A 12,764-nucleotide genomic window follows, 5' to 3' on the forward strand; every position below is an offset into this window, starting at 1 on the left:
ATCAGCCGCCGAAAACCAGCTGAATAATGGCGTTCAGCAGCAGAGTGACAAACAGCCAGAACAGGAAAAACAGAGACAGACTGCGCTTAACCAGTTTCACCGCTGGTACAATATGCTGTGGCGTTGCGGCGATACCACAACCCATCGGCGGTTTATTCTTCCACTCACCGTGATAACAGGCTCGCTCGCTTAAGCGGATATTTAATGCGCCGGCACCGGCGGTCATTACCGCACCGCCATTCGGGCTGGCACAGTGTTTTGCCTGTGTACGCCAGCAGCGCCAGGCATCTTTTCTGTTCGGCCCGGCGAGAATAAAACACAAGGCGGTAATACGCGCTGGCCAGTAAGCCAGTACATCATCCAACCGTGCGGCCGCACGGCCAAAATAATTAAAGCGCGGATTACGGTAGCCCCACATCGCATCCAGCGTATTCACCCAGCGATGCAGCAGAACCGGTAATGCACCACCCAGCGCAAACCAGAATAATGAGGCGAATAAGGCATCGGATGAATTTTCCAGCAGGCTTTCAATATCGGCCTGAGCAATTTCATCGGCCGATAACTGCGCGGTATCACGGCTGACAATCCAGCCCAGTTTTTCCCGGGCAGAGGCAATATTGTTCTGTTCCAGCGCTGTGGCCACGGCCAGTACGTGTTGCTGCAGACTTTGCCAGCCGATACAGCTGTATAACACCAGCACCTGTACGATTACCCACAGCAGCAGGGATTGCTGCGCCAGCCAGATAAATAATACTGCCAGCGGCAGCAATGGCGACAAAACAATAATGAGTGCCAGCAGTCCGCGTACAGCAGTGGCAGGCTCTGTCATTTTTTCAGGAATATTAAAACGCCGCTCCAGCCAGGCGGCCCAACGGCCGAATGCCACCAGAGGATGAAAACGCGACGGTTCGCCGAACAGGCGGTCGCACGCCAGTGCCAGCAATATAAGCCCGCCCATAAAGAACAACAGCAACAACGGGGGAAGATGGCTGACGCCGGCGGGAAAAAATCCACTGAACAGGGGAATCATGTCATACAATGGCCGGTAAATTTCAGACGCCAAGTGTACCAGATGTCCGACTTCTCCGCTGTTATGCCAATGCTGCCCACACACCAGACCCTGATGGTACAGGGCACCACGTCCGATGCCGGCAAGAGCACACTGGTCTGCGCGCTGGGGCGCATTCTGGCCGATGCACATATCCGCACCGCACCCTTTAAACCGCAGAATATGGCACTCAACAGCGCAGTAACGGCCGACGGCGGAGAGATTGGTCGCGCGCAGGCATTACAGGCACAGGCCTGTCGTCTGGCACCCACCACCGATATGAACCCGGTATTACTTAAGCCCAACAGCGACACCGGCGCTCAGGTAATTATTCAGGGCAAAGCGGTCGGTAATCTGCCCGCGCAGGATTATCACGCCTATAAAAAAACCGCCATGAATGCGGTACTGGATTCGTACCAGCGTCTGCAGCAACACTATTCATGGGTGCTGGTCGAAGGTGCCGGCAGCCCCGCGGAAATTAATCTGCGCGCCAATGATATTGCCAATATGGGGTTTGCCGAAGCCGTCGATTGCCCGGTGATTCTGATTGCCGATATTGATCGCGGCGGTGTCTTTGCACATTTACTGGGAACATTAGCCTGCCTCAGTGACAGCGAACGCGCACGTGTTGTTGGCTTTGTGATTAACCGTTTCCGCGGCGATATTGCCCTGCTGCAGGATGGCCTCGACTGGCTGGAAGAAAAAACCGGTAAACCGGTATTAGGGGTTCTGCCTTACCTGCACGGTTTATACCTGGATGCCGAAGATGCCGTCAGCCAGCAACAGGTAGAGCAGGATAAAAATAAAGTCATTAATGTGGTGGTGCCGGTTTACCCGCGCACCAGCAACCACACCGATTTCGACGCATTGCGCGTACATCCGCAGGTCAATTTAATTCTGGTCGGCCCGGAACAAACACCACCGCCGGCGGATTTTGTTATTTTACCCGGCTCCAAAAATACCCGCGCCGATCTTAACTGGCTGCAAACCCAGCCCGGTAACTGGCCACAATATCTGCAGCGTCACCTGCGTTATGGCGGCAAACTGCTGGGAATCTGCGGTGGCTTACAGATGCTGGGAGAAAGCATCAGTGATCCGCATGGCATTGAAGGAACAGCCGGCAGCAACACGGGTTTGGGTTATCTGCCATTAATCAGTGAATTAAAAGCCGATAAAACATTACGCCTCGTCAGTGGCGAATTACGCTTGCCGGATCAGCCGGTTGTTGCGGCTCGGGGTTATGAAATTCATGCCGGAATTTCACTCAGCAACGACGATATTCAGGATATCGGCTGCGGCTGGCTCAGTAACGATGGCCAGATAATGGCCACTTACTGGCACGGTATATTTGATACGCCAGAAGCCCTGCAGCAAATATTACACTGGGCCGGATTGTCCGACGGTAAGACCATTGATTTTAACAGCATCCGTGAACAGCAAATCGATCGTCTGGCCCTCAGCGTAAAACAACACATCGACTGGCATAAATTAAGTACAACTCTGTATAACTTTAACGTCGCCAGAACGTAACAAAGTGTCACAACATTAAGACTAAAGCGCCTTTGCAATTTGCGACAAAAATCCGTACTCTGCGCCGCCTTTTCAATCCATAACAGCGCTATCAACAAGGTACAGAATCATGGGCGATGCCGATAAGGTTTTTCAAAGCTATGGCCGCAGCTGCAATAACCCTGTTTTTTACGAGGACTTTTACAACGCCTTCATGAACAAATCCGCCGATATCCGGGCCATGTTTATAAACACCGATATGGCAGCACAGCGCGGTTTATTACGCGGCGGTATTATGTGGCTGGTGATGTACGCACGGGGCATGTCTGACAATAAAATCCGCGCACTGGGCGAAAGCCACAGCCGTAAAAACATGAACATTAATCCAGCGCATTACAGCCTGTGGATGGATGCTCTGATGGAAACCCTGAGTAAGCATGACCCCCAGTTTGATGCAGAACTGGAACGGACCTGGCGCGCCACACTGCGTCCGGCAATTGAAATTATTCAGACTATGTATGATCAGTAAACACTGCGTTCCGGCAGAAATATAACGGTACAGCTAAAAATTAACTGATATATCAACAGTTAGCCTGATGTCTGTCAGACCAATAAAAACCGGCACTGACAGACAACAAAGCTTTCTGGCCTGCTGCGTCCATATTTACGCCTCGATATCTGATTACCTGATAAAAACTTTCGCGCTGAGAAATTATGGATTTATTACAGGGTTTATTACTGATTACGTCCATCCATCTGTTAGCCGCCGCATCGCCCGGCCCTGATTTTGTTCTGGTCAGTCAGCAAACCCTGCGTTACGGACGTAAAACCGGATTGCTTTGCAGCCTGGGAATTGCTCTGGGGCTATCTGTGCATATTTTATATTCGGCCGTTGGCCTGGCAGCGCTGATTGCCAACTCGGTATTCGCACTGTTGATACTGAAAATCGCCGGTGGTTGCTATCTGCTGTATCTGGGAATTCAGGGGCTGAAAAGCAAAGCCGGCAGCATGGACAATGTTCCCACAGAAGCAATAGCGACAAAACCCAAAACGGCTGCACGCATTATCGCGGCCGGTTTTTTATGCAATGCGTTAAACCCTAAAGCACCGGTGTATTTCGTTGCATTATTTACGCTGGTTTTATCCGCCGATATGCCGCTGTATCAGTTAGCGATTTATGGAGTATGGATCATGCTGATTCAGATGGCGTGGTTTTCGGCGGTAGTGATACTGCTGTCCCGTCCGGCGGTGTCAGCGTACTTTAAACGCTTCGGTCATTGGATTGACCGTATTTTAGGTGGAGCCATGATTGCACTGGGTATTAAGTTACTGGCCAGCCGTCAGTAACTTAAATAATCACGCCCCTCTTCCGTTACCCTTTATTCCTTTTCACCCTGCTCCGGTGCAATCACAGGCTCAGACTTTTGCGCATCACGCGGAATATAAACGGAAGATCCCACAGGCTTACCGACATTACGGATAATGTCCTCAACCGAGGAATATTTTTCCATCCGGTAATAATTGCCAAATGCCAGAGAGTCCACTTCGTCTTTATGCGGGTCTGCAGCATTTTCTCTGTTGTCTGACAGTGCGTTGTCGCTTTCAGAAACAACATCATCATATCCATCGGCAACAGCAACAGCGGATAACAGCGCAAACAAAGCAGCCGGCAGGCAGTGTTTATAGTTCATTATTCCACCTTCCATACATAATCAAAGCCACAGTCAATCGGCACATCTTTCTGGATAACCTCTGTCGCATCAGTACGAACCACTTTCAGCGTGTAGGTCTTTCCACACTCGACGCCACTGATCTTATAGCTCTGGCCGGTAGAAATAAATTTCCCCTCAATCTGGTTCGGTCCGTAGCCAGAACCATCGGAAATATAAAAGGCATTTAAACTGGTAAAAGCTTTGTTATAGATAACAATCGACGAAGTAGTACTAACTGGCTGATCAGTATCTGAAACCTCCAGCCCACAACCAGACAAGAACAGCCCCAATAAAAGAATATATAAATTACGCACACACATACCTGATCATTTTTATAATTATCAGCAGAATAACATTGCTTTCTGCCAGAAAAAACCGCTGTTACTGGCAGTATTACAGAGCTATCGCCGCCAGCAACAGTGCTTCCTGAATCTCAATGGTGGCGCCCAGAGTATCGCCGGTACAGCCCCCCAGACGTTTTATCATGGCCGCACGGGCCATCATCAGAATGGTCAGCCACAGAGCGAGAATAAACAGCGCCTGGGTCTGTAAAAACAAACCGGCCAGCAACGCCAGCAGCGTTCCGGTAATGCCCACCACGAACGGCGTCGCCCCCGCTACCAGTGCACTGGCCAGTCCTTTTTTACGCACATAAGGGGTGGTTGCCAGCAATCCCGGCACCGCGCCACGGGCCAGCATTGGCACCAGTATAAAACCGGCGATTAACAGCCAGATATTCCAGCTGCCACTGCCGCTCTGGGCTTTATCCAGCAGCGCATAAATGGCGGCGAATTTAACCAGCAGAATTACTGCAATAACAGTAACGCCCATCGGCCCGCTTTGCGGATCTTTCATAATCGCCAGCGTGCGTTCTTTATTGCCCAGTCCGCCCACCCAGGCGTCGGCGCTGTCAGCCAGACCATCCAGATGCAGAGCACCGCTGAATACGACCCAGATAAATAATAACAATGCCGCCAGTAACAGCAGCGAAACCTGCGGATTATAAAAAACGCAGGCGGCAGTAAAGGCCAGCAGGCTGAGGCCGAGCAGGCAACCAATAAGCGGATAAAACACCAGTGAGCGGGCGGCTACAGCCTCATCCACACGTTTTAAATACGGCGTCGGCAGACGCGTCAGAAAAGCCATGGCATACCAGAATGCCCACCAGTGCAGATTCACACAGCCTCCTGGTCGTCGGGATGTAAGACCGAGCCGTCCATACCTTCGAGGCTGACCCAGACCTGTTCTTTACCCTGATATTCGCTGTGATCAATTTTAAACCGCAGCAAACCGGCGTAAGGAATGGCCAGCCGGTTCATGGCTTCCGGCGCCAGGCTCAGCAGCTGCTGCGCCAGCACCCGCATCACACCACCGTGGCTGACCAGCAGCAGATGTTCACCACGGTGATCCTGCAGCAGCTCCTGCCAGGCAGCACCGACCCGCTGCTGCAACTGCGGTACCGGCTCACCATTCGGCGCACAGAAATTCAGCGGATCGGCCCACAAACGGCGCGAGTCATCGGCATATTCAGCCATCACTTCGCTGACATCGCGATTTTCCCAGTCGCCATAATCAATCTCCGCCCAGCGCTCATCACACGCCAGCGGCAAATTACGGGCGCTGGCCAGTTGTTCTGCCGCGCTGTGGCAGCGGCTTAACGGCGAGCTGATAATCCGTGTCCAGCGGCTGTCAAAGCGGCGCACCCGTTCGGCAAACTGCCAGCGGCCAAGCTCTGTCAGGGCATGGTCGGTACGACCACGGAAGACATTGCCACCTTCCGGTTCGCCATGGCGGATAAGATCGATACGGGTGGTGCTCATCAGCGGCTTCCTTATTTCAGTTACCGGACTGTACCGCGGCTTCAGCAAAGGTCGCCATCTGGTTATGCAGCGCCAGCGCCTGTTGCACCAGACCCACCGCCACCGCCGCACCGGAACCTTCGCCCAGACGTAAACCCAGCTGCACCAGCGGCTTGCCATCCAGCGCGGTCAGTAAGGCGCGGTGGCCCGGTTCGGCTGAACTGTGACCAAACAGCATCCAGTCACGGGCGCCGGCATTCAGCTGCACCGCCAGCAAGGCTGCAGAGCTGGCAATAAAACCGTCCACCAGCACCGGTATACCGAGCTGTGCAGCACGCAGATAAGCGCCGGCCATGGCGGCAATTTCCAGTCCGCCCACCTGCTCCAGTGCCGCCAGCGGCGAATCCACCAGCGCCCGGGCACGCTCACAGCTTTGCGCCAGAATCTGTTGTTTATGGCTGAGGGCTTCGCCCTGAACACCGGTGCCCGGGCCAACCAGCGCATTCACATCCTGTTTGAGTAACAGCGCGCTCAGGCAGCTGGCCGCCGAGGTGTTCCCAATGCCCATTTCACCGGCCATAAACAGGTCACAACCTTCGGCCTGCAGACGCTCAATCTGTTCAGCGCCAATCTGTAGAGCCTGCAGCGCCTGAGCGTTGCTCATCGCGGCCTGCTGTGAAAAATCGTTGGTGCCCGGCATCACCGCGCGCTGAATCACGCCGCTGAGCTGATCGGCCGGAAACGCCGTGCCACAGTTCACCACCGACAGGCCCATGGTATGGAAACGTGCCAGTACCGAAATCGCCGCGCCGCCGGCAACAAAGTTTTTCAGCATCTCAACCGTAACCGCCTGCGGAAACGCCGATACACCCTGCGCGACCACGCCATGATCACCAGCAAACACCACGCACTGCGGGTTATTAATCTGCGGTTTAACCTGCCCCTGCCAGGCGGCAAAAGCCACAGCAACGTCTTCCAGCTGGCCCAGAGAACCCGGTGGCTTGGTTAATTGTGACTGACGCTCCAGCGCCTGTTGTTGGGTTTCAGCAGAAAGAGGAGCGGTGGCCTGTTGCCACCAGAATTCAACGGTCATAACACCTGTCTTAATTTATTGATAAATCGTTCATTGTAAAAAGGCGTGCACCTTAACTGCGCTTAACCGCCATGGGAATACCCGCAACCACCAGCGTTACATCATGCGCCAGCCGGGCAATGTCCTGATGCAGCCGTCCGGCTTCATCAACAAAGCGCCGGCTCAGCTCGCCCATCGGCACAATGCCATAGCCCACTTCGTTGGACACCAGCAGCAGCGGCTGCTGTAACTGTTGCAGCTCATCCATTAACGCCGCTTTCTGCCGTTCCCAGTAATCGTTCTGATCACTGAGCAGGCAGTTGGTCAGCCACAGGGTCAGGCAGTCGACCAGAATCACCGCCGCCGGATGCTCTTTACGCACACGCTGCAGCGCTGCTGCCAGCTGCAAAGGCTCTTCCAGCGTCAGCCAGTGCGCCGGGCGCTGCTCGCGGTGGTGGATAATGCGTTGCTGCATTTCGCCGTCCAGCGCCTGTGCGGTGGCAATATACACCACCTCCGCAGCCTCTCCGGCCAGCTGCTCAGCCTGGGTCTCGCCGTAACGGCTTTTGCCTGAACGCGCACCGCCCAGAATCAGTTCAAGCCTGTTCATGTTGTTTACGAACCTTGGGTCTACACTAAAAAAATGGAAACTTACCAGAGAAAGATCAATGAGTACGAACTCTGACCACGAACAACGCATGCATCCACGCTGGATTCTGAAAAGCAACGTCAGTGTATTCGAACGGCAAAGTAAGGAATACCTTGGCCTGCTGGTCGATTGCTCTGAACAGGGGGTGATGATTTCAACTTATGAACAGCTGCAACCCGGCACCCAATTGCTGCTCGATCTGGTCGATATCGCCCCTAATGTGAACACCCGCCGCACCGGCCAGTGCAGCGCTGAAGTCGTCTGGTGCGACAAAATCACCCCCAGCCTCTACGGCAACGGCTGCCGCATCAGCCAGCAGGACGACATTCTCGGTATGATGCTGAAAAGCTACCGCCACGCGCACGATTAATTCTTCCTCCTGACAGTCTGTTGGCCTGCGCCTGCAGACTGTTACACTGCCGCCAGTTTCTTTCTGATGAGCCTTCACCATGCTGCAATTCGGCATCGACCTGGGTGGCACCAAAACCGAAATCATTGTTCTCGATCCGCAGGGTAACAGCCTGCTGCGTGAGCGCAGTGCTACTCCGGCACAAAGTTATGACGCCATAGTCGCCAATATCGCTGCCATGGTGGAAAGTGCGGCTAGTCGTCTCGGCTGCCATGACTTTTCTCTGGGTATCGGTATTCCCGGCGCGGTCAGCCCCGCCAGCGGACTGATCAAGAACGCCAACACCACCTGCCTGATCGGCCGTGATTTACAGGGCGATCTGCAAAAGCGACTCCAGCTTCTGCTGCAACGCCCACTGGTTCTGGCCAACGACGCCGACTGTTTTGCCCTGTCCGAAGCCAGCGATGGCAGCGGCGCCGGTTTTGCCTCAGTGTTTGCGGTGATTATCGGCACCGGTTGTGGCGGCGGCTGGGTGATCAACGGCCGCCTGCTCAGCGGCCCCAATGCCATCGCCGGCGAATGGGGGCACAACCCGTTGCTGTGGCGCGACGCCTCTGACAGTGAAATCGACTGTTACTGCGGCCAGAAAGGCTGCCTCGAAACCCTGTTATCCGGCCCCGGACTGCGTCAGCAGGCCGCACAGGAAACCGGCCTCAGCCTCAGCGCGCAGGAGTGGAACACGCTGGCTGAACAACAGGACCCACAGGCGCAGGCGGTGCTTGCACGCTACTACCGCCGTCTGGCCAAAGCCCTGGCTGGTGTCATCAACCTGATCGACCCGCACGTGATTGTACTGGGCGGTGGTGTCTCCAACCTGCCCGGCATTTATCAGGAAGTGCCTGCGCTCTGGGCCGACTATGTATTCTCCGATACCGTCAGCACACCACTGAAACAGGCACTGCACGGTGATTCCAGCGGTGTACGCGGTGCTGCCTGGCTGGGAGCGGCGGCATGCTGATCGGCGCGGCATCAAAACAGACCGGGCTGAGCCAGAAAGCCATCCGCCTGTACGAACAGCAGGGCCTGATCCGGCCGCAGCGGATCGGCCGTTACCGCCACTTTTCGGCGGCCGATATCGATCTGTTGCTGCTGATTCGCGAAGCCCGCGCTCTGGGGATTCCGCTGCAACGGCTGAAAGCCGCCATCCGTTATCAGAATCAGCAGCCTGACTGGAGCACACTGCGCACGTTTTTGCTGCAGTTCCGTGGCGAAGTCGAAGCCGAAGTGATGCGCCAGCAACAACGCCTGCAGCAGCTCGACCATTGTTTGCACAGCATCAGCGATTGTCCGCTGGTGCCGGCAGAAAAAATATGACGCTGCCGCTTAATCCGGCCCGGTCTTGACTCTGCCCTTAGGGGCAGACCCGATACTTGAAAACCCAACCATACACACCGGAGTTTTCTTCTTATGCCTAAACACATTCTGATCCTCAACGGCCACCCGGACCGTAACCGCCTGTGCGGCGCGCTGGCTGACGCTTACCAGAACGCGGCGGCTAAGGGGGCTAAGGGGGCTGAGAGGGCTGAGATTCAGCGCTTTGATCTGGCCGACATGCAGTTCAATGCCAACCTCAGTCAGGGTTATGCCGAACAAGCTCCGCTGGAGCCCGATCTGCTCAGCTTTCAGCAGGCATTGCGTGATTGCGATCATCTGCTGCTGGTCGCTCCCGTCTGGTGGGGCAGTGTTCCGGCCCGCCTGAAAGGCCTGTTTGACCGCACCTTACTGCCCGGTTTTGCCTTCCGCTATGAAGCCGGACAAACGCTGCAGGAAAAGCTGCTGCGCGGCAAAAGTGCCGAAGTCTTTCTGACGCTGGATACCCCGCCCTGGTATTTCCGCTGGTTTCAAAAAGCTCCGGCGGTGTATCAGCTGAACCATGCCACCCTGGGATTCTGTGGTTTCAAACCGGTCAAAACCACGCTGTTCGGGCCGGTGATCAAATCCAGCGCCGAACAGCGCCAGCAGTGGCTGCAACAGGCTGCCAGCAAAGGCGGGAAAATCGCATCTGCAAGCAGGCGGACAGCCGCTCACTCTATGTAGACCTTGTCGCGGCAGCGCCGGGCTGATAGAACTGAGGCATACACCCGTTTCAGGAGGAAGCCATCATGACCAGCCCGGATACCATTCACAGCAATACCCACCACGGCCATTGCCTGTGCAAGGCCGTGACCTTCAGCGCCAGAAATCCCAGTGAACATATCGGCGTCTGCCATTGCACCACCTGCCGGCGCTGGGGCGGCGGCCCGTTTATGTCGGTCGACTGCGGTCAGGATATTGAATTTCAGGGGCAGGAACATATTGGCGTGTACCAGTCATCCGACTGGGCTGAGCGCGGTTTCTGCAAAGAATGCGGCAGCCATCTGTTTTACCGCCTGAAGCACAATCAGCAATATATTGTGCCGGCGGGTTTATTCGACAGCGGCCCGGAAGCGACCTTCGATCATCAGGTGTTTATTGACGAAAAACCGCACTATTACTCCTTCGCCAACGACACCAAAAACATGACCGCAGCGGAGATGTACGCGCTGTTTAACAGCAGCTCAGACAGCTGATAAGAAGAGAGCCGGAAGCGTCAGGGCGCTTCCGGTATTGATTCAGAATCCTGCTGCTCGCGTTTATGATGGCGCATCAGCACCAGTACCAGCACAATCGCCGGCAGGCCCAGCGCTGCCGCCAGCACGAAGAACTCGGCGTAACCTGCAACATCCACCACCCAGCCGGAAAAGCCGGAGATAAATTTACCCGGCAAGGTCATCAGTGAACTGAATAACGCATATTGCGTGGCGGTGTAGTTTTTATTGGCCAGGCTCGACAGATACGCAATAAAGGCCGTACTGGCGATACCACCGCTGAGGTTGTCAGCACTGATCACCAGCGCCAGAGCAGGCAGTGGCGGCGTTCCCAGATCACCGACCATGGCCAGTGTGGCAAACAGCAGATTGGTAACCGCCACCATCACCGCGCCCAGCAACAAAGGCCGGAAAATACCGTACTTCACCACCAGCACGCCGCACAGCACCGAACCGAAAATCGTCAGAAAGAAGCCGAACACCTTGGCCACACTGGCGATCTCGGGTTTGCTGTAACCCAGATCCAGATAAAAGGGGTTGGCCATAATGCCCATGGTGATATCACTGAGACGGTACAGCGCAATAAAGCCCAGAATCAGCAACGCAAAACGGCCGTTACGCTGGAAGAACTCCAGCACCGGGCAGATCACCGCACTCAGCAGCCAGCGCTGCCAGCGCGGCCGCTGCTGCAGATGCATCGGCCGGCCCATGATGTCATCAACCAGCAGAAGTTCGTTACGCATCCGCTCGGCATCACTCTGATGCGGCGGTTCATCGGCCCAGAGAATGGCCAGCATGCCGACCACCATCAGCAACGCCATCACCAGATAGGTGATATGCCAGTTGGTGAATTCGGCGAGATACAAGGCCCCGGCCCCGGTAACCAGCAAAGCCAGGCGATAGCCAAAAACATAGGCAGCCGACATCGCGCCCTGTTGTTCATCGGCGGCGGACTCGATGCGCAGTGCATCCAGTGCCACGTCCTGCGTGGCTGCCGAAAACGCCACCAGCAAGGCAGCCAGGGCAATCAGTAATAAGGAATTCTGCGGGTGGGCGATGCTCATCAGCATCAGGCCGGCGGCGATGCCGCACTGGCCGAGTAAAATCCAGCTGCGGCGCTGCCCCAGCCGGTTCAGTAACGGCAGGCGCAGGCGGTCGACCACCGGCGCCCAGAACACTTTGACCGAATAGGTAATACCGACCCAGGCAAAGAAACCGATGGTTGTACGTTCTATTCCTTCATCCCGCAGCCAGGCCGTCAGCGTGGTAAACACCAGCAGATAGGGCAATCCGGCACTGAAGCCCAGCAAGGCAATGACCAGAACCGGCTTCTGCCGGTAAATGTCCCAGGCCTCTTTCAGCCAGCGCCGGACCTCCGGCGGGATGTAGAAATAGTGAATCAGCATCAGTCTTTAAAGTTCTTGAATGCCAGCGGCATATCAATGCTTTCGTCGCTGCGGAACATGGCCATCACGGCCTGCAGGTCGTCGCGGGCCTTGCCCTGTACGCGCACGGTTTCGCCCTGCACAGAGGCCTGCACTTTGATTTTGCTGTCTTTCACCATCTTCACCATCTTACGCGCCAGATCGCTGTCGATGCCCTGGCGCATAGTGGCTTTCACCTTAACCTGCTTACCCGCACCTTCGAGCTTACCGAACTCCAGACAGGTGACTTTAATGCCACGTTTGGTCATGGCGCCGGTCAGCATGGATTTCATCTGATCAATCTGGAATTCATGGTCAGCGGTCATGGTGACCACCAGTTCTTTCAGCTCGAAACTGGCGCTTACGCCACGGAAATCGAAACGGGTACTCAGCTCACGGTTAGCCTGATCGACCGCATTCTGGGCTTCGTGCTTATCGACTTCAGATACGACGTCAAATGAAGGCATAGAAAATTCTCCTGCTTATGGCCTGACGGCGGCCGCTAAAAAATCTGTGTCCGGTATATCGCTACCGGCATAACGAAAGAGCGGCATTGTATACCGTCCGCCGCCGAT

17 protein-coding genes are annotated in these 12,764 nt (G+C 55.2%); 8 read left to right on the forward strand and 9 right to left on the reverse strand.

The window, feature by feature from the left end:
- Position 1 precedes the first annotated feature (1 nt).
- Positions 2–1,063 carry an adenosylcobinamide-phosphate synthase CbiB gene (gene cbiB / locus HUF19_RS13850; RefSeq protein WP_260997164.1) on the reverse strand — a complete coding sequence of 354 codons (1,062 nt, stop codon included), beginning with the start codon at positions 1,061–1,063 and terminating at the stop codon, positions 2–4.
- A gap of 9 nt (positions 1,064–1,072) precedes the next feature.
- On the opposite strand from cbiB, the gene HUF19_RS13855 reads away from it, so the two are divergent.
- The 3 genes from HUF19_RS13855 (at position 1,073) to HUF19_RS13865 (ending at position 3,904) form a co-directional block, all read left to right on the forward strand.
- Complete coding sequence (locus HUF19_RS13855; RefSeq protein WP_260997165.1) at positions 1,073–2,578, forward strand: cobyric acid synthase; 1,506 nt, start codon at positions 1,073–1,075, stop codon at positions 2,576–2,578.
- A gap of 109 nt (positions 2,579–2,687) precedes the next feature.
- Positions 2,688–3,086 carry a globin gene (locus HUF19_RS13860; RefSeq protein ID WP_260997166.1) on the forward strand — a complete coding sequence of 133 codons (399 nt, stop codon included), beginning with the start codon at positions 2,688–2,690 and terminating at the stop codon, positions 3,084–3,086.
- Between the two features lie 185 nt (positions 3,087–3,271).
- The gene (locus HUF19_RS13865; RefSeq protein WP_260997167.1) at positions 3,272–3,904 is read left to right on the forward strand and encodes a LysE family translocator; all 633 of its coding nucleotides are present in this window, start codon (positions 3,272–3,274) and stop codon (positions 3,902–3,904) included.
- Between the two features lie 32 nt (positions 3,905–3,936).
- Here the strand turns inward: HUF19_RS13865 and HUF19_RS13870 are convergent, their stop codons facing one another.
- From HUF19_RS13870 to cobU, 6 genes are all read right to left on the reverse strand, one after another.
- Complete coding sequence (locus HUF19_RS13870) at positions 3,937–4,248, reverse strand: hypothetical protein (RefSeq protein WP_260997168.1); 312 nt, start codon at positions 4,246–4,248, stop codon at positions 3,937–3,939.
- Complete coding sequence (locus HUF19_RS13875; RefSeq protein WP_260997169.1) at positions 4,248–4,583, reverse strand: hypothetical protein; 336 nt, start codon at positions 4,581–4,583, stop codon at positions 4,248–4,250. Before HUF19_RS13875 ends, HUF19_RS13870 begins: the two co-directional genes overlap by 1 nt.
- 79 nt (positions 4,584–4,662) lie before the next feature.
- Positions 4,663–5,448 (reverse strand): adenosylcobinamide-GDP ribazoletransferase, encoded by a 786-nt coding sequence (locus tag HUF19_RS13880; RefSeq protein WP_260997170.1) that lies wholly within the window; start codon positions 5,446–5,448, stop codon positions 4,663–4,665.
- Positions 5,445–6,089 carry a histidine phosphatase family protein gene (locus tag HUF19_RS13885; protein ID WP_260997171.1) on the reverse strand — a complete coding sequence of 215 codons (645 nt, stop codon included), beginning with the start codon at positions 6,087–6,089 and terminating at the stop codon, positions 5,445–5,447. The genes HUF19_RS13880 and HUF19_RS13885 overlap by 4 nt, the downstream gene beginning before the upstream one ends.
- A gap of 16 nt (positions 6,090–6,105) precedes the next feature.
- Complete coding sequence (gene cobT / locus HUF19_RS13890) at positions 6,106–7,161, reverse strand: nicotinate-nucleotide--dimethylbenzimidazole phosphoribosyltransferase (RefSeq protein WP_260997172.1); 1,056 nt, start codon at positions 7,159–7,161, stop codon at positions 6,106–6,108.
- Between the two features lie 52 nt (positions 7,162–7,213).
- The gene (gene cobU, locus HUF19_RS13895) at positions 7,214–7,750 is read right to left on the reverse strand and encodes a bifunctional adenosylcobinamide kinase/adenosylcobinamide-phosphate guanylyltransferase (protein WP_260997173.1); all 537 of its coding nucleotides are present in this window, start codon (positions 7,748–7,750) and stop codon (positions 7,214–7,216) included.
- 58 nt (positions 7,751–7,808) lie between these two features.
- Here cobU and HUF19_RS13900 point away from each other — a divergent pair, with 58 nt between their 5' ends.
- The 5 genes from HUF19_RS13900 (at position 7,809) to HUF19_RS13920 (ending at position 10,747) form a co-directional block, all read left to right on the forward strand.
- Complete coding sequence (locus tag HUF19_RS13900) at positions 7,809–8,159, forward strand: PilZ domain-containing protein (RefSeq protein ID WP_260997174.1); 351 nt, start codon at positions 7,809–7,811, stop codon at positions 8,157–8,159.
- Positions 8,160–8,238: 79 nt separating this feature from the next.
- Positions 8,239–9,156 (forward strand): ROK family protein, encoded by a 918-nt coding sequence (locus HUF19_RS13905; protein ID WP_260997175.1) that lies wholly within the window; start codon positions 8,239–8,241, stop codon positions 9,154–9,156.
- Positions 9,150–9,512 (forward strand): MerR family transcriptional regulator, encoded by a 363-nt coding sequence (locus HUF19_RS13910; RefSeq protein WP_260997176.1) that lies wholly within the window; start codon positions 9,150–9,152, stop codon positions 9,510–9,512. Before HUF19_RS13905 ends, HUF19_RS13910 begins: the two co-directional genes overlap by 7 nt.
- A gap of 93 nt (positions 9,513–9,605) precedes the next feature.
- The gene (locus HUF19_RS13915) at positions 9,606–10,235 is read left to right on the forward strand and encodes an NAD(P)H-dependent oxidoreductase (protein ID WP_260997177.1); all 630 of its coding nucleotides are present in this window, start codon (positions 9,606–9,608) and stop codon (positions 10,233–10,235) included.
- Positions 10,236–10,300: 65 nt separating this feature from the next.
- Complete coding sequence (locus HUF19_RS13920) at positions 10,301–10,747, forward strand: GFA family protein (RefSeq protein ID WP_260997178.1); 447 nt, start codon at positions 10,301–10,303, stop codon at positions 10,745–10,747.
- A gap of 20 nt (positions 10,748–10,767) precedes the next feature.
- Here HUF19_RS13920 and HUF19_RS13925 read toward each other — a convergent pair whose 3' ends face one another.
- The gene (locus HUF19_RS13925) at positions 10,768–12,171 is read right to left on the reverse strand and encodes an AmpG family muropeptide MFS transporter (RefSeq protein WP_260997179.1); all 1,404 of its coding nucleotides are present in this window, start codon (positions 12,169–12,171) and stop codon (positions 10,768–10,770) included.
- A complete protein-coding gene (locus HUF19_RS13930) occupies positions 12,171–12,656 on the reverse strand; it encodes a YajQ family cyclic di-GMP-binding protein (RefSeq protein WP_225693200.1) in 486 nt (161 codons plus the stop codon). The genes HUF19_RS13925 and HUF19_RS13930 overlap by 1 nt, the downstream gene beginning before the upstream one ends.
- Positions 12,657–12,764 lie beyond the last annotated feature (108 nt).

This window comes from Thalassolituus hydrocarboniclasticus, from assembly GCF_025345565.1.
In the GTDB taxonomy this organism is placed as follows: Bacteria; Pseudomonadota; Gammaproteobacteria; order Pseudomonadales; family Oceanobacteraceae; genus Venatoribacter; species Venatoribacter hydrocarboniclasticus.